Raw genomic sequence first — 18,469 nt, 5'->3', positions numbered from 1 at the left:
TGTTTTTGCCTTGCACTGGCTGCCTCGCCTACGTTTTTCAACGGCCTGCTAACGTTTTTTCGTTCCACACGCGCCGCGCTCGTCGCGGCGCCCCTGCTGTCGAGGTTGCACCATGCCCGAATTCAACGCCCCGCTGCGCGACATGCGCTTCGTTCTTCATGAGGTATTCCAGGCGCCGAGCCTGTGGGCGCGCCTGCCGGCCCTGGCGGAAAGCGTCGACGCCGACACCGCCGACGCCATTCTCGAAGAGGCGGCCAAGGTCACCGGCGCGCTGATCGCTCCGCTCAACCGCAGCGGCGACGAGGAAGGTGCGCAGTGGCTCGATGGCGACGTGCGCACCCCGGCCGGCTTCCGCGAGGCCTACGCCACCTATACCGAGGGCGGCTGGGTCGGCCTCTCCGGCAACCCGAACTATGGCGGCATGGGCATGCCCAAGATGCTCGCCGTGGCCTTCGAGGAAATGCTCTACGCTGCCGGCTCCAGCTTCGCGCTGTACTCGGCGCTCTCCTCCGGCGCCTGCCTGGCCATCGACGCGCACGCCAGCGAGGAACTGAAAACCACCTATCTGCCGCCGATGTACGAAGGTCGCTGGGCCGGCTCCATGTGCCTGACCGAGGCCCATGCCGGTACCGATCTGGGCATCATCCGCACCAAGGCCGAGCCGCAAGCCGATGGCAGCTACAAGGTCACCGGCAGCAAGATCTTCATCACCGGCGGCGAGCAGGATCTGACCGAGAACATCATCCATCTCGTGCTGGCCAAGTTGCCGGACGCACCTGCGGGCCCGAAAGGTATCTCACTGCTGCTGGTGCCCAAGGTGATGGTCAATGCCGATGGCAGCCTGGGTGAACGCAATGCGGTGAGCTGCGGCTCCATCGAACACAAGATGGGCATCAAGGCTTCGGCCACCTGCGTGATGAACTTCGACGGCGCCACCGGCTACCTGATCGGCGAGGTCAACAAGGGCCTGGCAGCGATGTTCACCATGATGAACTACGAACGCCTGTCCATCGGCATCCAGGGTATCGGCTGCGCCGAGGCGTCTTACCAGTCGGCGGTCAGCTACGCCCGTGAACGTATCCAGAGCCGCGCCGCCACCGGCCCGGTGAACCAGGACAAGGTTGCCGACCCGATCATCGTGCATGCCGACGTGCGCCGCATGCTGCTGACCATGAAGGCACTGAACGAAGGCGGCCGCGCCTTTGCCTGCTACGTCGGCCAGCAACTCGACCTGGCCAAGTACGCCGAGGATGCCGGCGAACGGCAGAACGCCGAAGCCCTGGTCGCCCTGCTCACCCCGGTGGCCAAGGCCTTCTTCACCGACACCGGCCTGGAGAGCTGCGTGCACGGCCAGCAAGTGTTCGGCGGCCATGGTTACATCCGCGAGTGGGGCCAGGAGCAGTTGGTGCGCGATGTGCGTATCGCGCAGATCTACGAAGGCACCAACGGCATCCAGGCCCTCGATCTACTCGGACGCAAGGTGGTGGCAAACGGTGGCGCGGCGCTGCGACTGTTCGCCAGTGAAGTGCGCGCTTTCGCCCATGCTCACGAATCGGCCCATGGCGAGCGCCTGATCGAAGCCCTGGAACGCCTGGAGGCCGTCAGCGGCTGGCTGCTGGAGCAGGCCAAGGCCGACCCCAACTCGGTAGGCGCCGCCTCGGTGGAATATCTGCACCTGTTCGGCTACGTCGCCTACGCCTACATGTGGGCGCGCATGGCCGTCGTGGCGCAAGACAAGCTGCGCGAAGACGAAACCTTTTACGGCGCCAAGCTGGCCACTGCCGAGTTCTTCTTCAGCCGTCTGCTGCCGCGCACGCTGAGCCTGGAGGCGAGCATTCGTGCCGGCAGCCAGCCGCTCTACGCTTTGCCCGCCGAACAGTTTTAAACAGTTGAGCGTGTTGCGCGGCCGCTTCGGCGCCGCGCCTTTTTATTCCCCCACAGTGTGCGCTGGGCGCACCCGAGCAAGCGCCGCAGATCGGCGAGGAATTTCTTATGCGTGAAGTCGTGATAGTTGCCGCCTGCCGTACTGCCATCGGCAGCTTTCAGGGAGCGCTGAGTCGCATCCCGGCGCCAGAGCTGGGCGCGATGGTGATCCGCGAGCTGCTGGCGCGCAGCGGCGTGGACGAAGCCCAGGTGGACGAGGTCATCCTCGGCCAGGTGCTGACCGCCGGCAGCGGACAGAACCCGGCGCGGCAGAGTGCGCTGCTCGCCGGCCTGCCGCACACGGTACCGGCCATGACCCTGAACAAGGTCTGCGGCTCCGGCCTCAAGGCGGTGATCCTCGGTGCCCAGGCCATCCGTGGCGGCGATGCCGAGATCATCATCGCAGGCGGCCAGGAGAACATGAGCCTGGCGCCCTACGTCATGCCGGGCGCCCGCACGGGGCTGCGCATGGGCCATGCCCAGTTGGTCGACACGATGATCCAGGATGGCCTGTGGGATGCCTTCAACAACTACCACATGGGTATCACCGCCGAGAATCTGGCCGAGCAGTACGGCATCAGCCGCGCCGAACAGGACGCCTTCGCCCTGCGCTCGCAGCAACGTGCGCAGGCGGCGCTCCAGGCCGGGCGTTTCAACGCTGAAATCGTCCCGGTGAGCGTGCCGCGCCGTGGCGCCGAAGCGCTGCTCGTCGAACGTGACGAACAGCCACGCGCCGACGCCAGCCTGGAAGGTCTGGGCAAGCTACGCCCGGCGTTCAAGGGCGACGGTACGGTAACCGCCGGCAATGCCTCGACGCTCAACGATGGCGCCGCTGCAGTGCTGCTGATGAGCGCCGAGAAGGCCGCCGAGCTGAACCTGCCGGTAATGGCCCGTATCGCCGCTCACGCCAGCGCCGGGGTCGATCCGGCGGTGATGGGCATCGGCCCGGTGTTTGCCAGCTGCAAGGCGCTGGAGCGCGCCGGCTGGAGCCTGGAGCAGCTCGATTTGATCGAGGCCAACGAGGCCTTCGCCGCCCAGGCCATCGCCGTCGGCCGCGAGCTGCACTGGGACAGCGCCAAGGTCAACGTCAACGGCGGCGCCATCGCCCTCGGCCACCCCATCGGCGCCTCCGGCTGCCGTATTCTGGTCAGCCTGCTGCACGAAATGCAGCGCCGCGATGCGAAGAAGGGCCTGGCTACGCTGTGCATCGGCGGCGGCCAGGGCGTGGCTCTGGTCGTCGAGCGCTAACGGAGAACAAGCGAGCCGGTGGGTGTAAAACGCGACATCCACCGCCACGCCTCACCTCGCTTCACCGATCCACCGTGCAATCCCAAACAAGAACAAGAGAAACCCCATGCGAACCCTGACCACCCTGACCGGCAACAGCCAGAAACTCGACGGCGGCGCCATGTTCGGCAACGCCCCCAAAGCACTCTGGCAACGCTGGATGCCGGCTGACGAACTCAATCGCATCGACCTGGGCTGCCGCGCCCTGCTGGTACAGGAAGACGGCCGCAACATTCTGGTCGAGACCGGCATCGGCGCCTTCTTCAGCCCTGAACTGAAGCAGCGCTTCGGCGTGCAGGAAAGCCATCACGTGCTGCTCGACAGCCTCGCGGCTGTGGGCCTGAGCGATGCCGACATCGATATCGTGGTGCTCACCCATCTGCACTTCGACCACGCCGGCGGTCTGCTCGCCGCCTGGCAAGACGGCCAACCGCCGCGCCTGCTGTTCCCTCATGCGCAGTTCGTCACTGGCCGCAGGCAGTGGCAACGTGCGCGCCAGCCCCATGCCCGTGATCGTGCGTCGTACATTCCGGAACTGCTGGATCTGCTCGAAGCCAGTGATCGCCTGCATCTAATAGATGAAGGTGCCGAGTGCAAGCTGCTCGGCCCTGACTGGCGCCTGCACTGGAGCGACGGCCACACCCCGGGTCAACTGTTGCCGGAAGTCGCCATGCCAGGCGGGCCGGTGGTATTTCCTGGCGATCTGATCCCCGGAGCGCCGTGGGTTCACCTGCCGATCACCATGGGCTACGACCGTTTTCCGGAGGGCCTGATCGAAGAGAAGGAAGCCCTGCTGGGCGATCTCTACGCCCGTGGCGGCCGACTGGTGTTCACCCATGACCCCGAGATCGCCATGGGCCGGGTATCACGCGACGAAAAAGGTCGCTACGGGCTCGATGAGGCGGTAAAAACGGCCCATCTGCTGGCAAATTGACGTCAGCAGGCCTTGACGTACCCGTCATGCAGCGCGAGCATGGCCGCTTGTTTTTCAGCAGTGGTCGCGACCACAGCAGCGCCCCAAGGACGGGTTGCGCCAGGCCAGTGGGAGACTGGTCGCCGTGTCGTGTCCACCTCGACAGCCCTGGGGAATCGCTTCATGAGCCTGGCCTCTGTACGCGCCTTCTTCGCCGCCAAGGCGCCCGATATTCATATCATCGAGCTGCAGTCCAGTACCGCCACCGTGGCACTGGCAGCCGAAGCCCATGGTGTCTCGCCAGGACAGATCGCCAAGACGCTGGCCTTCCGCATTGCCGAACGCGACCTGCTGATCGTCGCCCGTGGCGATGCACGCATCGACAATCGCAAGATGAAGGAATGCTTCGGCGCCAAGGCCAAGATGCTCGACGCCCAGACCGTGATCGAGCTGACCAGCCATCCGGTCGGCGGCGTCTGCCCGTTCGGCCTGGCCACGCCGCTGAGCGTCTATTGCGACCGCTCGCTACTGGCCTTCGATGAAGTGCTGCCGGCAGCCGGCGCCACCCACAGCGCAGTGCGCATCTCGCCGAGGCGCATGGCCGAGCTGGTCGATGCAGAATGGGTCGATGTGTGTCAGGCAGTAGAAACGGAAGCCTGCTGAACAGAGCGACGTGCGCGTAGGGTGCGCCGCGCGCACCAAGGCTTTCCCGGATTGCATCCGGGCTACAGTCCGCCGGTCACGCCAAGGCTCACTCCCAGCGCCGTGGCCAGCGAAAACGGCAACAGCAGCGTATCGAGCAGCACACTGCCCGGCAGATCCAGTCCCGGATAAGTGGGCGCCTCAGCGCCGAAGCGGTCCAGCGGGCAGCAACCACCATTGAGCGTGTACCAGTCCAACCGCGTACCGGCGTAGACCACCGGTGCACCGACCTTTGCCGCATCCAGCGTGCGTACCGTGGCGCAGCCCTGCACAGCCAGGATCATCAGCAGCATGGCGACACGCCGCATTTCAGTCGTCCGAAACCATGTGGTGCTCGCCCCAGCGCGGCAACATGTCCTGAGGAATGCCCAGGCAGTTGAGGATGCGTGCGACGACGAAGTCGACCAGATCATCCAGCGTCTGTGGCTGGTGATAGAAACCGGGCGAGGCCGGCAGGATGGTCACGCCCAGATTCGACAGCTTGAGCATGTTCTCCAGATGGATGCTCGAATAGGGCGACTCACGCGGCACCAGAATCAGCTGGCGGCGCTCCTTCAACGCCACGTCGGCGGCGCGCTCGATCAAGTTGTTGCAGGCGCCAGTGGCGATGGCCGAGAGGGTACCGGTGCTGCACGGCACCACCACCATGGCGGTTGGGGCGCCGGAGCCGGAAGCGGCCGGTGCCATCCAGTCTTCCTTGCCGTAGACGCGGATCTGCCCGGAAGCGGCGCCAGTGTATTCGGTAAGAAACTGCGCCATCGCCTGCGGCTTGCTCGGCAGCGCCACGTCGGTTTCGGTGGCCATGACCAGCTGCGCAGCCTTGGATATCAGGAAGTGCACCTCGCGGTCTTCCTGCACCAGGCAATCGAGCAGGCGCAGACCGTATTGCGCGCCGGAGGCGCCGGTCATGGCCAGGGTGATGCCCTCGGGACCTTGCATGCTTATGCCTCCAGGGCCTTGGCCAGCTTGCCGTGCAGGCCGCCAAAGCCGCCGTTGCTCATGATCACCACCTGGGTGCCTGGACGTGCCAGCGCCTTCACACCTTCGATGATCGCCTCCAGCGAGTCGCACACCTGCGTCGGGTTGCTCGCCGCGGCAACCGTGGCGGCCAGATCCCAGCCGAGGTTCGGCGGCGCGTACCAGAACACCGCGTCGGCCTGCACTGCAGACTCGGCCAAACCGTCACGATGCGCGCCAAGCTTCATCGAGTTGGAGCGCGGCTCGATCACCGCGATCACCTGGGTGTCGTCGCCCACACGCTTGCGCAGGCCATCGAGGGTGGTGGCGATCGCCGTCGGGTGATGGGCGAAGTCGTCGAAGACGGTCACACCCTTCACCTCGGCGACTTTTTCCATGCGCCGCTTGGCGTTGACGAACTGACCCAGCGCCTCGATGCCGAGCGCCGGCACCACGCCGACATGGCGCGCCGCCGCCAACACCGCGAGGGCATTGGCAACGTTGTGCTGGCCGGTCAGGTTCCACTCCACGGTGCCCTCGACCTGGCCCTCGAAACTCACCTCGAAACGCGAACCGTCGGCACTGAGCAGGCGCGCCTGCCACTGGCCGCCTTCGCCGGTAGTCTGCACCGGCGTCCAGCAGCCCATGTCGATCACCCGCGCCAGCGCGGTTTCACTGGCCGGATGAATGACCAGACCTTCGCTGGGCACGATACGCACCAGGTGATGGAACTGTCGCTCGATGGCCGCGAGGTCCGGAAAGATATCCGCGTGGTCGAATTCCAGGTTGTTGAGGATCGCCGTGCGCGGACGGTAGTGCACGAACTTGCTGCGCTTGTCGAAGAAGGCACTGTCGTACTCGTCGGCCTCGACCACGAAAAACGGCGTATCGCCCAGCCGCGCGGAAATACCGAAGTTCTGCGGCACGCCACCGATCAGAAAGCCCGGGCTCATGCCGGCATGTTCCAGCACCCAGGCCAGCATGCTCGAACTGCTGGTCTTGCCATGGGTGCCGGCCACGGCCAGTACCCAACGGCCCTGCAGCACATGGTCAGCCAGCCACTGCGGGCCGGAAACATAGGGCAGGCCCTTGTTCAGCACATATTCCACCGCCGGGTTACCGCGACTCATGGCATTGCCGACCACCACCAGGTCAGGCGCGGGTTGCAGGTGGGCCGGGTCATAGCCCTGCATCAGCTCGATGCCCTGAGCTTCGAGCTGGGTGCTCATCGGTGGGTAGACATTGGCATCGGAGCCGGTAACACGATGGCCAAGTTCCTTGGCCAAAACGGCCAGCGACCCCATGAAAGTGCCGCAAATGCCGAGAATATGGATGTGCATTGATGACCTCTGAACGTGCCCGAAAAAGCGGGCGTGGAGCGATGGCCGCAGGTTAGCACAGCGCCCGCCGGGCGGCTGCCGCGCCCTGTTCAGACCGGGGTGCATGACGCAAGTTGCCGGCGCGCACAAAATCAAACGCTTGCTTGGATTGCACTTTCAACTGGCTTTGAGGCAGCATCGGTTGGGCTACTGGCACAACAGCTGCATCGTCACGCCTGCCCCATAACAGACAGAAGCCGAGGCCCACCATGCGCATCGTCCAAGCCACCCTGGAGCACCTGGACCTGCTGAACCCGCTGTTCGTCAAATACCGCGAGTTCTACAACGAACTGCCGTATCCGGAATCCTCGCGCAAGTTTCTCGAGAAGCGTCTGCGCCGCAAGGAGTCGGTAATCTACCTCGCCCTGGCCGATGAAGAAGACAAGCTGCTCGGTTTCTGCCAGCTCTACCCCAGCTACTCCTCGCTGTCGCTCAAGCGCGTGTGGATTCTCAACGACATCTATGTCGCCGAAGACGCTCGCCGCCAACTGGTCGCCGACCGCCTCCTGCACACCGCCAAACAGATGGCCAAGGAAACCAACGCAGTACGCATGCGCGTCGCTACCAGCCGCGACAACGAGGTTGCGCAGAAGGTCTACGAATCCATCGGTTTCGTCGAGGACGAGCAGTTCAAGAACTACGTGCTGCCAATCAACAGCGACTGAGCCTCAACCGCCGAGACTCAGCAACAAGCCCAGCAGTAGCGGTAGAACGATTACCCCCAGCGCCGCCAAACGCCTGGGCTGCAACGGATCACGCTGCAAGGCCTGGCTACGGCGCTGCTGCAGAGGCTGTTGCAAGGCCAGTTGAAATTCAGAGAGCGCCTCGAACCGCGCCTGCGGCTGCGGCGCCAGGGCACGCGCCAGCACACCATCCCAGCCCTGCGGGGCGCGCACGGCGAAGTTGGCCAGCGGCACGTAACAATGCCCTGGGCCAACGTCTGCACGCGCAGCCTCGGGCCATTGTCCGCACAGCAACCAGTAAGTCAGTGCCGCCAGGGCAAACTGATCGGCACGACCATCCAGCGCGCGCCCGCTGCGCAGCTCAGGCGCCAGTGGCACCGCCTGCTCAGGCAACGACTGACGGGCAACACCCGGCAGAATCGCCGCCGCACCGGGCAGCAACAGCACGCTACCATCGCCGCCCACCAGGATCTGCCGTGGGCTCAGCCACAACCCCTGCATGCCGCGCCGCTGCAAGGAGCGGACGGCACCGATCAATTGCGTCAGCACGCTCAGCAGCGTGGTGGCGTCCGGCGCCCCCTGCACAGCCAGCCAATCGACCAGGCAGCGCATGTCCCCTCGGGGCACGGCCAACACCAGATAGGCATGACTGCGCGCCTGCAGGGATGAAAGCACCTGCGGCAACGACTGTTGAGGACTGCGCCGCAACGCCCATTCACGTTGCCAGAAGGCTTCATCTGCAGCGTTTTCGGAAAACCACAGCAGCGCATCTCTGCCTGCTTCATCACGGCTGAAGAACAGCCGCCCCGGCGGCCCGTAAGGACACTCGCGCAGCAGGGTCCAGCCATCGACCTGCTGACCACAGGCGACCTCGTCCAACACCGGACAAGCTGCCAGCGGCGTCATTGACGGCAACCCCTGATACGCCTCGGTCCGCAGCAGCACTGCCGCACCCGGCGCCTGCAGAAGTGGTTGCAGCAGCTCGCCCGGCATGGCGTCAGGCCTGTCGCACAGGGATTGCAGGTCACTGACGTCGAGCAACGGCTGAGGCGCCAGCAACAGCTGCTCGCCGCACTGCGGCAGCAGGCTGTGCTGCACCAGCGCCAGCTCCGCCTGGCCACCCAGGGCCTGACCGTCACGGCCTATCAGGGTAGTGGTCGAACTCCCCTGCACACGCGTCAAGCCAACACAGCCGGCTTGCAGAAACTGCAGCTCATCTCCCTGCAGCAACAGCATGCCGGCGTGCAACTCAACCATGCCCTGACCGGCCTGACGCTTGCGAAACAGCTGCAGATTCAGCGCAGCCAAAACCTGACGAGCAGCCAGGGTTTCGCTCCAGCTCTGCGGCGTGCAGCGAAAATCGGCGAACAGGGCATCGAGATGACGCTCCAGATACTGCACCACATCAGGGCAGTGACGCGCCCAGAGGAGCATGATCAGCAGCAAAGGTGGCCGCTGCTGGCGGCCCGCCAGCCACATGGCGCGCGTACGCGCAGCCTGCTGCGGCAAGTCCAGACCGGCACCGGCCGCCAGGCTGACGCCGGGATGTTCGAGCAGTTGCAGCGTCATGCCCCGCCCTCCTCTAGCAGCAATCTCAGCACAAGTTGTGCAGCCTTTGTGCCGACTTGTGGCAAACGCCAGTCGCCCTTATGGTGGCCGGGTCTTCAGCAGGAGCCTGCATGCATGTGGTCTTTCAAGGCCTGGCGTCGCCGACGCACCCTCGAACATAACCCGGTCGATCCGGCCCATTGGGCCGAAGTCCGCAGGCACCTGCCCATTCTCGACGGCCTCGATGAACATGAAGAGCAGCAGTTGCGCGAGCGCGCGGTGCTGTTCCTGCATGACAAGCACCTGACGGCACTGTCCGGCCTGCAACTCGGCCCGGTCGAACAATTGCTGCTGGCCGTGCAGGCACAGCTGCCCGTGCTGCACCTGGGCGACCTGGACTGGTACGGCGGCTTTCACGAGATCGTGCTGTACCCGGACGACTTCCTCAGCCCGCAACGCCATCGCGACGCCAGCGGCATCGAGCACGAATGGGATGACGCCCGCAGCGGCGAGGCCTGGCAGCAGGGCCCAGTGATTCTCGCCTGGCCCGGCGTGCAGAGCAGCGGCGGCTGGGAAGGCTACAACCTGGTGATTCACGAGTTGGCGCACAAACTGGACATGCTCGACGGCAGCGCCAACGGCCTGCCACCGCTGCACGGCGACATGCGCGTGCAGGATTGGGCGAACGCCATGCAAAGCGCCTTTGACGCGCTGAACGCCGAGCTGGACGCCAACCCCGAAGCCGAGACCGCCATCGATCCCTACGCTGCCGAAGACCCGGCAGAGTTCTTCGCCGTCACCAGCGAATACTTCTTCACGGCTCCGGACCTGCTGGCAGCGGCCTTCCCCGAGGTCTACCGGCAATTGTCGCTGTTCTACCGTCAGGACACCCTGGCCCGCCTGCAGCGCTTGCAGGCGGAACACCCTGACTACCAGGCGGTCGAAACCGCGACCAATGGCTGAGTCGCACAGCGTAGTAACGCCTTGCGAATACGCCTATAATGCGCCCCACTTTTTTGGCCCTCCCTGGGAGTTCCCCCATGAGCTACAGCAAGATCCCGGCTGGCAAAGACCTGCCGAACGACATCTACGTTGCCATCGAAATCCCGGCTAATCACGCGCCGATCAAATACGAAATCGACCACGACACCGATTGCCTGATGGTCGATCGCTTCATGGCCACCCCGATGTTCTACCCGGCCAACTACGGTTTCATCCCGCACACCCTGGCTGACGACGGCGATCCCCTCGACGTGCTGGTCGTGACCCCTTACCCGGTCGCTCCGGGCTCGGTGATCCGCGCCCGTCCGGTCGGTGTCCTGCAGATGAGCGACGAAGCCGGCGGTGACGCCAAGCTGGTAGCCGTACCGCACGACAAGCTGACCGTTCTGTACAAGGACGTTCAGGAATACACCGACCTGCCTGCCCTGCTGATCGAGCAGATCAAGCACTTCTTCGAGAACTACAAGGATCTGGAGAAGGGCAAGTGGGTCAAGGTAGAAGGCTGGGGCGGCGCCGAAGAAGCCCGCAGCCTGATCAACAAGGCAGTCGCGGCTTACCAAAAATAAGCCCTGACCACCTCCGAAAAGCCGGCCACAAGCCGGCTTTTTTATTGCCTTTTCCCCGGCAACCGGTACACATTCGTTGCCACCGGGCAAAACGGCCATGCGCCGATATGCTGTAATCGAACACCAAACCTGACCAGCCAGGCCCAATGGACATGATGAACCTGACCGTACGCAACCGAATCATTGCCAGCTTCCTGCTGATCATCGCCATCCTGGCCCTGCTGGCGGGCGCCTCTTATATGCGCTCGCTGCAGATCGAGGACCGCACCGAAGCCATGCTTAATGACTCGGTGCCCGGCGCCTACTACATCAGCAAGGCGCAGGCGGACTGGGCACGGCACATGCTGGAGACCCGCCGGGCGCTGATCAACCTGGTCACCCACGCCGATGCCAGTGCCATCTCCGCTCACCTGGAAGAATTCGCCAAGATCGAAAGCAGCCTGCAAGCGCAGTTGAAGCAGTATCAGCAAACGGTGCACGACAGTGCTGACCAGGCCTTGCTCGATCAGTTCGCCGAACAAGCCGAACAGTACTCGCGCCAGCACACACAGTTGAAAACGATGTTGCAGCAGGCCTCGGCACAGCAGGCCAGCCAGTTCAGCCTGCAGAACGTGTTCCCGGTCTGGGATCAGGGCCAGAAGACGCTCGACGAGCTGGTCGAGAACAATCGTCTGCAGTCGGAGCAGGCGGCGCGCTCGATACGCGACGAGGTGCTCGGGCTGGAAATCGGTCTGCTGCTGGCCATTCTGTTGGCGGTCGCGGTCTCGGCCATCTGTGGCTGGCTGCTGCTGCGCGCGATCACCCGTCCGGTGAATCTGATCGTCAACGCGCTGAAGAAACTGGAAAGCGGCGACCTGTCGACGCAGCTGGACCTGCACCGACGCGACGAATTCAATGCCATCGAGCAGGGCTTCAACAGCATGGTCGGCGAGTTGAAGGGCTTGGTCGGCAATGCGCAGCGTTCGGCGGTGCAGATGACCACGTCGGTCACCGAGATCGCCGCCACCTCGCGCCAGCAGCAGGCGACCGCCACCGAGACGGCCGCCACCACCACCGAAATCGGTGCGACCTCGCGCGAAATCGCCGCCACCTCGCGCGATCTGGTGCGCACCATGGGCGAGGTCTCCGACAACGCCGAACAGACCTCGATTCTCGCCGGCACCGGCCAGTTGGGGCTGGCGCGCATGGAGGAAATCATGCACCAGGTGATGGGCGCCGCCGATGTGGTCAACGGCAAGCTGTCGATCCTCAACGAGAAGGCCGGCAACATCACCCAGGTGGTCACCACCATCGTCAAGGTGGCCGATCAGACCAACCTGCTGTCGCTCAACGCTGCCATCGAAGCGGAGAAAGCCGGCGAATACGGCAAGGGCTTCGCCGTGGTCGCCGTTGAGGTGCGCCGTCTGGCCGATCAGACGGCAGTGGCCACCTACGACATCGAGCAGATGGTGCGCGAAATCCAGTCAGCCGTGTCGGCCGGGGTCATGGGCATGGACAAGTTCTCCGAAGAAGTGCGCCGTGGCATCGGCGAAATGACTCAGATGGGCGACCAGCTGACTCAGATCATCCAGCAGGTGCAGGCCCTGGCTCCGCGCATCCAGATGGTCAACGAAGGCATGCAGGCGCAATCCACTGGCGCCGAACAGATCAACCAGGCGTTGGTGCAACTCAGCGAGGCCAGCAGCCAGACCGTTGACTCGCTGCGCCAGGCCGGCGCGGCCATCGACGAACTCAATCAGGTGGCCAACAACCTGCGTGTTGGCGTCAGTCGCTTCAAGGTCTGAATATGCCGGCCTCCAGCAAAGCCGCGGCCGGGGAACTGCATCTGCAGTTCCAGCTCGGCGACGACCGTTATGCGCTGCCGGCGCAGGAAGTCGTCGAGGTGCTGCCGCTGCGGCGACTGAAGCAAGTGCCCGAGGCCCCAGAGTGGGTCGCCGGGCTTTTTGACCATCGTGGCCAGGTCACCCCGGTGATCGACCTCAGCCGCCGGGTACTCGGTCGCCCCGCCCTGGCACGCAGCAGCACGCGACTGGTGCTGGTGCGCTTCGACAGGCATATGGGCGAGCAATCACCTGTGCTCGGGCTGATTCTCGAGCAAGCCACCGACACCCTGCGCCTGCCGGCAGAGGCATTCAAGCCGAGCGGGCTGGAGGCCAGCCAGCCGGACTATCTTGGCCCCCTGCAGCGTGACGCCCACGGCATGATCCAGCGCATCGACGTCGCCGGGCTGCTCGACGATGAGGTGCGCGCTCTGCTGTTCCGACCCAAGGCGCAGGGCTGAACATGATCGAGCAGATCGAACGCCTGCTGAAAAGCCGTATTGGCCTGGACGCCGAGTCAGTCGGGCGCAGCGTGATCGTGCGGGCGGTCAGCCAGCGCATGAGCAGCCTGGGTCAGGACAGCCTGGAAAGCTACTGGCTCACACTCGGCGGCTCACCGCGCGAACAGCAGGCGCTGGTCGAGGCGGTGGTCGTGCCGGAGACCTGGTTCTTTCGCTACCCGGAGTCGTTCAGCGCCCTGGCCAGCCTGGCCCTGGAGCGTCATGCGCAGTTACAGGGCGCGCGCCCCTTGCGGCTGATCAGCCTGCCCTGTTCCAGTGGCGAAGAGCCCTACTCCATCGCCATGACGCTGCTCGACAACGGCCTCACACCCCAGCAATTCCAGATCGACGCGCTGGACGTCAGCGACAAGGTACTGGAGTGGGCACGCATGGGCCTTTACGGACGCAACTCGTTCCGTGGCGATGCCCTGGCGTTCCGTGAGCGCTTCTTCCGGGAACAAGCCAGCGGCAGTTTTCTTCTCGATGAGCGCGTGCGCAACTGCGTGCGGCTGCGTACCGGCAACCTGCTGGATGTCAGCCTGTTTGCGGGCGAGCCGGCCTACGACTTCATCTTCTGCCGCAATCTGCTGATCTATTTCGACCGGCCTACACAGGTACGCGTACTGGAGCTGCTCAAGCGCCAGCTGCACAGCGATGGCACCTTGTTCATCGGCCCGGCCGAAGCCAGCCTGGCCAGCCAGAACGGTCTGCAGGCGCTGGGGCGTCAACAGACCTTCGCTTTCCGTCTGGCACCGCTCACCCCGATCAAGAAGCAGCCTGAGCGCGCACCAGTCAACCGTGCCAGAGCGCTGCCGGTGACACCGCCACGCCCGGCTCAGACAGTCAGGCCGCGCGTGCTCAGCAAGGCTCCCAGCGCACCGACGTTACCGGCCGCGACTGTGGATATCTGGGCGGAGGTGGCCAGCCTGGCCAACGCCGGGCGCACCGACGAAGCCCGCCAGCGCTGCGAACAGCACCTGCAACAGAACGGCCCCAGCGCCAGTGCCTATTACTGGCTGGGCCTGCTCAGCGATTCGGCCGGCAGCAGCGAGCAGGCCTGCGCTTACTACCGCAAGGCGATCTATCTCGAACCGCAACACCGCGAAGCCCTCACGCACCTGGCTGCTCACCTGGAGTCACAAGGCGATCTGGCCGGGGCACAACGCCTGTATCGACGCGCCCAGAACCCCGAGGTAGGCGACCGTGACTGACCGCGACCTGCTGCAGAGCCAACCGGCAGTGGACGACTGCTGGAACCGTATCGGCGTATTTGGCGACAAGCGCTGTGAGCGCCTGGAACGTCATATCCACTGCCGCAACTGCGAAGTCTATGGTGCTGCGGCCATCGCCCTGCTCGACCGCTACGGCAGTACGCTGGAACGGGACGATAACGAGCATGGCCAGGACGCAGCGCAGCAAACACAGGGCGAACAGCGCTCGCTGATGATCGTCCGCCTCGGCGAACAATGGCTGGCCATTGCCAGCCGCTGCCTGGCCGAGGTGATGCCGGTGTCGCCGATCCATAGCCTGCCGCACCGCAAGAACCGCGGTCTGCTGGGCGTGACCAACGTGCGCGGCACCCTGGTCGCCTGCCTGTCATTGAGTGAGCTGCTCGACCTCGAAGCGGCCGAAGGCGCAGGCGATGGACGCCGTGTCATCCCGCGCATGCTGATTCTGCAAAGCGGTAGCGGCCCACTGGTCGTACCGGTCGACGAAGTCCGCGGTATCCAGAAAATCCCGCAGGCGCGCGTCATTACTGCCAAGCAGGATGACAAGCGAACCATCAGCCGCTTCACCGCGGGTGTTTTGCAATGGCAAGGCCTGAGCATCACCCTGCTGGACGACGAGCAATTGCTCAAGAACATGATCGGGAGCCTCGCGTGACACCGGACGAGATGAGGGATGCATCGCTACTCGACCTGTTTCGGCTGGAGGCCGAGGCGCAGAAGCAGGTGCTCGATACCGGGCTCCTGGTTCTCGAACGCGACCCGGCCAATGCCGGTCAACTGGAAGCCTGCATGCGCGCAGCACATTCGCTCAAAGGCGCTGCGCGTATCGTCGGCCTCGATCATGGGGTGCAGGTCGCCCACGCCATGGAAGACCTGCTGGTCGCCGCCCAGGAAGGCATGCTGCGCCTGTTGCCCGATCATATCGATGCGCTGCTGCAGGGCTCCGATCTGCTGCTGCGCATTGGCCAGGCACAGCAGGATGGCGAACTGGAGGCCCGTGTCGAGAGCATCACGGCGCGCCTGCAGGTGCTGCTCAGCAATGCCGTACCGTCGATGCGCATAGCAACCAGCCCGCCGCTGACAGCGGAACCGTCAGTCGAAATCACCCACAGCGCCGAGCCTGCCAGCCCATCCCCCAACCCCACATCGGAGCCTGCCACTGCGGATGAACGCACCAACCGCGTACTGCGGGTCTCGGCCGAACGCTTCGATCACCTGATCGACCTGTCAGGCAAGTCGCTGGTGGAATTCCAGCGCACCAAGCCGCTCAGCGAGTCCCTGTATCGCCTCAAGCGCCAGCAGGAGTCGGCCCGCCGTACTCTGGAAACACTACGTGAACACCTGCTGGGCAGCGAGCTGGACGCCACCGCACAAGCGCTGTTCAACGAGAGTCGCAACCTGCTGATCGAGTGCCAACAGCAGCTACAGGGCCACCAGGAACTGTTCGAGGACTTCGTCTGGCATGGCGGTCAACGCACCCAGCAGCTGTATGACCTGGCCCTGGCCTCGCGCATGCGCCCCTTCGCCGATGTGCTGACAGGCCAGGCGCGCATGCTGCGCGATCTGGGCCGCACGCTGGGCAAGCAGGTACGTCTGGAAATCGAGGGCGAACATACGCAGGTCGACCGCGATGTGCTGGAGCGCCTGGAGGCGCCCCTGACCCATCTGCTGCGCAATGCCGTCGACCATGGTATCGAGCCGCCAGCACTGCGCGTACGCAAGGGCAAGCCGGAAGAAGGTGCAGTGCAGCTGCGCGCACGCCACCACGCCGGCATGCTGGTTGTCGAGGTCAGCGATGATGGCGCTGGTATCGACCTGCAGCGTGTCGCCCAGGCGGTGGTCAAGCGGCGCTTCGCCTCCACCGAGCAGGTGGAGCAGATGACCGAGGAAGAGCTGCTGGCCTTCCTGTTCCTGCCCGGTTTCAGCATGAGCCAGCAGGTCACCGAGGTATCTGGCAGAGGCGTCGGTCTCGACGTGGTGCAGCATGAGATCCGCCGTATGCGCGGCAACGTGCGCCTGCTGCAGACAGCGGATCAAGGCTGCCTGTTTCATCTGGAGCTGCCGCTGACCCTTTCCGTGGTGCGGGCGCTGGTGGTGAATATCGGCGGTGAGGCCTACGCCTTCCCGCTGGCGCAGATCGAACGCATGTTGCGCCTGCCACGCAGCGCCATCGTCCAGCTCGAGGGGCGCCAGCACTTCTGGCTGGAGGATGAGCATGTCGGCCTGATCTCGGCAGCCCAGTTGCTGCAGCGCCAGGAGCAACAGGAGGACGACGACAGCATCCCGATCGTGCTGATCCGCGAACGCGAGCAATATCATGGCCTGGCGGTGGAAGCCTTCCTCGGCGAATTCACCCTGGTGCAGATGCCCCTGGACGGACGCCTGGGCAAGGTCCGCGACGTTGCTGCCGGCGCCCTGCTGCACGACGGCACACCGGTGCTGATCCTCGATGTCGACGATCTGCTCAATTCCGTGGGCAAGTTGCTCGGTGCCGGCCATCTGGACCGCGTCGACCATGCCAGCCACGCACGCCAGGCCGTGAGCAAGCGGGTGCTGGTGGTGGACGACTCGCTGACAGTGCGCGAGCTGGAACGCAAGCTGCTGCTGAGCCGTGGCTACCAGGTTTCTGTGGCGGTGGATGGCATGGACGGCTGGAACGCCCTGCGCGCCGAGTCCTTCGACCTGTTGATCACCGACATCGACATGCCGCGCATGGACGGTATCGAACTGGTCACCCAGGTGCGCCAGGATCCACGCCTGCGCTCCCTGCCGGTGATGGTGGTGTCCTACAAGGATCGCGAAGAAGATCGCCGCCGGGGCCTCGAGGCCGGCGCCGATTACTACCTGGCCAAGGCGAGCTTCCATGACGAAGCCCTGCTGGACGCCGTGCAGACCCTGATCGGTGGAGCCCGAGAATGAGGATCGCCATTGCCAACGACATGCCCCTGGCTGTCGAAGCCCTGCGTCGAGCCCTGGCGACCGAGCCCGAATATCAGCTCGTCTGGGTCGCCAGCAACGGCGAGGAGGCTGTACGCCGTTGCCGCGAGGACCTGCCTGACCTGCTGCTGATGGACATGCTCATGCCCGGCATGGATGGCGTCGAGGCAACCCGGCGGATCATGCACGACACGCCCTGCGCCATTCTCATCGTCACCTCCGATGTCGAACGCAACATGACCCGGGTATTCGACGCCATGGGCGCCGGCGCCCTCGACGTGGTCGCCGCGCCCTCACTCGGCCCGCAACTGGTGCTTGATGCGGCCAGCGTACGGCGCAAGATTCACAACATCGCCTGGATGATCGGGCACAAGGCGTCGCGCACGGCCAAACCCGGCTCAGTTCGCAAGAGCGAGAGTCGCGGCAAGCGCCTGATCGCCATTGGCGCGTCGGCAGGCGGACCCGCCTCGCTGGTGGAGTTGCTGCAACAGATTCCAGCGGACTTCCCCGCCAGCATCGTGCTGGTGCAGCACGTTGACGAAGTGTTCGCCGCGGGCATGGCCCAGTGGCTGGGCAGCGAGTCGCATATGCCGGTACGCCTGGCCCAGGAAGGCGAAGTCCTGCAGCCTGGCGCAGTACTGCTGGCTGGGACCAACAACCACCTGTACCTGACCCCGGAAGGACATCTGGTCTACCGGCCTGAACCGCTTGATCAGGTTTACCGCCCCTCTATCGATGTATTCTTCGAAAGCGTGGCCACCTACTGGCGCGGCGAGGCAATCGGTGTGCTACTGACCGGCATGGGCCGTGACGGGGCCAGGGGCCTGAAACAGATGCGCGAACGTGGTTTCCACACCATCGCCCAGGACCAGGCCAGCAGCGCGGTCTACGGCATGCCCAAGGCCGCTGTGGCACTGGACGCCGCGACGGAAGTACTACCCCTGAACCGGATAGCGGCGCGCCTGGTCGAGCGCCTCGGCTGATGACGCCAACCTGCGGCGCTGTTTGCCGCACAACATACGA

17 protein-coding genes are annotated in these 18,469 nt (G+C 64.7%); 13 read left to right on the top strand and 4 right to left on the bottom strand.

All coding sequences use genetic code 11. The features are described from left to right. The first annotated feature begins 112 nt into the window (after positions 1-112). The 4 genes from ACJRW5_RS17340 to ACJRW5_RS17325 all read left to right on the top strand — a co-directional run bounded on the left by ACJRW5_RS17340 (position 113) and on the right by ACJRW5_RS17325 (position 4,786). A complete protein-coding gene (locus tag ACJRW5_RS17340; RefSeq protein WP_484571732.1) occupies positions 113-1,885 on the top strand; it encodes an acyl-CoA dehydrogenase C-terminal domain-containing protein in 1,773 nt (590 codons plus the stop codon). A gap of 107 nt (positions 1,886-1,992) precedes the next feature. Beyond that, the gene (locus ACJRW5_RS17335; protein ID WP_484571731.1) at positions 1,993-3,171 is read left to right on the top strand and encodes an acetyl-CoA C-acetyltransferase; all 1,179 of its coding nucleotides are present in this window, start codon (positions 1,993-1,995) and stop codon (positions 3,169-3,171) included. A 106-nt stretch (positions 3,172-3,277) separates the two neighbouring features. Beyond that, positions 3,278-4,144 carry an MBL fold metallo-hydrolase gene (locus ACJRW5_RS17330; RefSeq protein WP_484571730.1) on the top strand — a complete coding sequence of 289 codons (867 nt, stop codon included), beginning with the start codon at positions 3,278-3,280 and terminating at the stop codon, positions 4,142-4,144. 162 nt (positions 4,145-4,306) lie between these two features. Further along, positions 4,307-4,786 (top strand): YbaK/EbsC family protein, encoded by a 480-nt coding sequence (locus ACJRW5_RS17325; protein WP_484571729.1) that lies wholly within the window; start codon positions 4,307-4,309, stop codon positions 4,784-4,786. A 62-nt stretch (positions 4,787-4,848) separates the two neighbouring features. Here ACJRW5_RS17325 and ACJRW5_RS17320 read toward each other — a convergent pair whose 3' ends face one another. The 3 genes from ACJRW5_RS17320 to mpl are packed head-to-tail and all read right to left on the bottom strand — an operon-like array spanning position 4,849 to position 7,122. After that, the gene (locus ACJRW5_RS17320) at positions 4,849-5,118 is read right to left on the bottom strand and encodes a YceK/YidQ family lipoprotein (RefSeq protein WP_484571728.1); all 270 of its coding nucleotides are present in this window, start codon (positions 5,116-5,118) and stop codon (positions 4,849-4,851) included. 16 nt (positions 5,119-5,134) lie between these two features. Continuing rightward, positions 5,135-5,764 carry a flavin prenyltransferase UbiX gene (ubiX, locus tag ACJRW5_RS17315; protein WP_484571727.1) on the bottom strand — a complete coding sequence of 210 codons (630 nt, stop codon included), beginning with the start codon at positions 5,762-5,764 and terminating at the stop codon, positions 5,135-5,137. A 2-nt stretch (positions 5,765-5,766) separates the two neighbouring features. Next, a complete protein-coding gene (mpl, locus tag ACJRW5_RS17310) occupies positions 5,767-7,122 on the bottom strand; it encodes a UDP-N-acetylmuramate:L-alanyl-gamma-D-glutamyl-meso-diaminopimelate ligase (RefSeq protein WP_484571726.1) in 1,356 nt (451 codons plus the stop codon). A gap of 248 nt (positions 7,123-7,370) precedes the next feature. Between mpl and ACJRW5_RS17305 the strand changes: the two genes are divergently transcribed. Further along, positions 7,371-7,826, top strand: a complete 456-nt coding sequence (locus ACJRW5_RS17305; RefSeq protein ID WP_484571725.1) for an N-acetyltransferase family protein — start codon at positions 7,371-7,373, stop codon at positions 7,824-7,826. Positions 7,827-7,829: 3 nt separating this feature from the next. Here ACJRW5_RS17305 and ACJRW5_RS17300 read toward each other — a convergent pair whose 3' ends face one another. Next, a complete protein-coding gene (locus tag ACJRW5_RS17300; RefSeq protein ID WP_484571724.1) occupies positions 7,830-9,413 on the bottom strand; it encodes a serine/threonine-protein kinase in 1,584 nt (527 codons plus the stop codon). Between the two features lie 114 nt (positions 9,414-9,527). Between ACJRW5_RS17300 and ACJRW5_RS17295 the strand changes: the two genes are divergently transcribed. The 8 genes from ACJRW5_RS17295 (at position 9,528) to cheB (ending at position 18,429) form a co-directional block, all read left to right on the top strand. Then, positions 9,528-10,355, top strand: coding sequence for a M90 family metallopeptidase (locus ACJRW5_RS17295; RefSeq protein ID WP_484571723.1), 828 nt, complete (start codon positions 9,528-9,530; stop codon positions 10,353-10,355). 77 nt (positions 10,356-10,432) lie between these two features. Continuing rightward, complete coding sequence (ppa, locus tag ACJRW5_RS17290) at positions 10,433-10,960, top strand: inorganic diphosphatase (RefSeq protein WP_484571722.1); 528 nt, start codon at positions 10,433-10,435, stop codon at positions 10,958-10,960. Positions 10,961-11,112: 152 nt separating this feature from the next. Further along, positions 11,113-12,744, top strand: coding sequence for a methyl-accepting chemotaxis protein (locus tag ACJRW5_RS17285; protein ID WP_484571721.1), 1,632 nt, complete (start codon positions 11,113-11,115; stop codon positions 12,742-12,744). Positions 12,745-12,746: 2 nt separating this feature from the next. Next, positions 12,747-13,241: a chemotaxis protein CheW gene (locus ACJRW5_RS17280; RefSeq protein WP_484571720.1), complete on the top strand. Its 495-nt coding sequence runs from the start codon at positions 12,747-12,749 to the stop codon at positions 13,239-13,241. 2 nt (positions 13,242-13,243) lie between these two features. Then, a complete protein-coding gene (locus tag ACJRW5_RS17275) occupies positions 13,244-14,491 on the top strand; it encodes a CheR family methyltransferase (protein ID WP_484571719.1) in 1,248 nt (415 codons plus the stop codon). Beyond that, entirely contained in the window at positions 14,484-15,164 is a 681-nt protein-coding gene (locus ACJRW5_RS17270; protein ID WP_484571718.1) for a chemotaxis protein CheW, read from the top strand. Before ACJRW5_RS17275 ends, ACJRW5_RS17270 begins: the two co-directional genes overlap by 8 nt. Further along, the gene (locus ACJRW5_RS17265; protein ID WP_484571717.1) at positions 15,161-17,428 is read left to right on the top strand and encodes a response regulator; all 2,268 of its coding nucleotides are present in this window, start codon (positions 15,161-15,163) and stop codon (positions 17,426-17,428) included. The genes ACJRW5_RS17270 and ACJRW5_RS17265 overlap by 4 nt, the downstream gene beginning before the upstream one ends. Next, positions 17,425-18,429, top strand: coding sequence for a chemotaxis-specific protein-glutamate methyltransferase CheB (gene cheB, locus ACJRW5_RS17260; RefSeq protein WP_484571716.1), 1,005 nt, complete (start codon positions 17,425-17,427; stop codon positions 18,427-18,429). Before ACJRW5_RS17265 ends, cheB begins: the two co-directional genes overlap by 4 nt. Positions 18,430-18,469: the final 40 nt, after the last annotated feature.

Origin of the sequence: Pseudomonas pichavaramensis (assembly GCF_050473265.1) — a bacterium.
Lineage (GTDB): Bacteria > Pseudomonadota > Gammaproteobacteria > Pseudomonadales > Pseudomonadaceae > Aquipseudomonas.
This window is presented reverse-complemented; position numbering and strand designations above follow the sequence as displayed.

What these genes read in the sequence shown, in the direction of transcription:
- ACJRW5_RS17335 (WP_484571731.1), top strand. Translation starts at nt 1,993, where the DNA reads ATGCGTGAAGTCGTGATAGTTGCCGCCTGCCGTACTGCCATCGGCAGC.
- ACJRW5_RS17300 (WP_484571724.1), bottom strand. Translation starts at nt 9,413, where the DNA reads ATGACGCTGCAACTGCTCGAACATCCCGGCGTCAGCCTGGCGGCCGGT.
- ACJRW5_RS17305 (WP_484571725.1), top strand. Translation starts at nt 7,371, where the DNA reads ATGCGCATCGTCCAAGCCACCCTGGAGCACCTGGACCTGCTGAACCCG.
- ppa (WP_484571722.1), top strand. Translation starts at nt 10,433, where the DNA reads ATGAGCTACAGCAAGATCCCGGCTGGCAAAGACCTGCCGAACGACATC.
- mpl (WP_484571726.1), bottom strand. Translation starts at nt 7,122, where the DNA reads ATGCACATCCATATTCTCGGCATTTGCGGCACTTTCATGGGGTCGCTG.
- cheB (WP_484571716.1), top strand. Translation starts at nt 17,425, where the DNA reads ATGAGGATCGCCATTGCCAACGACATGCCCCTGGCTGTCGAAGCCCTG.
- ACJRW5_RS17340 (WP_484571732.1), top strand. Translation starts at nt 113, where the DNA reads ATGCCCGAATTCAACGCCCCGCTGCGCGACATGCGCTTCGTTCTTCAT.
- ACJRW5_RS17320 (WP_484571728.1), bottom strand. Translation starts at nt 5,118, where the DNA reads ATGCTGCTGATGATCCTGGCTGTGCAGGGCTGCGCCACGGTACGCACG.
- ACJRW5_RS17325 (WP_484571729.1), top strand. Translation starts at nt 4,307, where the DNA reads ATGAGCCTGGCCTCTGTACGCGCCTTCTTCGCCGCCAAGGCGCCCGAT.
- ubiX (WP_484571727.1), bottom strand. Translation starts at nt 5,764, where the DNA reads ATGCAAGGTCCCGAGGGCATCACCCTGGCCATGACCGGCGCCTCCGGC.
- ACJRW5_RS17280 (WP_484571720.1), top strand. Translation starts at nt 12,747, where the DNA reads ATGCCGGCCTCCAGCAAAGCCGCGGCCGGGGAACTGCATCTGCAGTTC.
- ACJRW5_RS17285 (WP_484571721.1), top strand. Translation starts at nt 11,113, where the DNA reads ATGATGAACCTGACCGTACGCAACCGAATCATTGCCAGCTTCCTGCTG.
- ACJRW5_RS17275 (WP_484571719.1), top strand. Translation starts at nt 13,244, where the DNA reads ATGATCGAGCAGATCGAACGCCTGCTGAAAAGCCGTATTGGCCTGGAC.
- ACJRW5_RS17330 (WP_484571730.1), top strand. Translation starts at nt 3,278, where the DNA reads ATGCGAACCCTGACCACCCTGACCGGCAACAGCCAGAAACTCGACGGC.
- ACJRW5_RS17295 (WP_484571723.1), top strand. Translation starts at nt 9,528, where the DNA reads ATGTGGTCTTTCAAGGCCTGGCGTCGCCGACGCACCCTCGAACATAAC.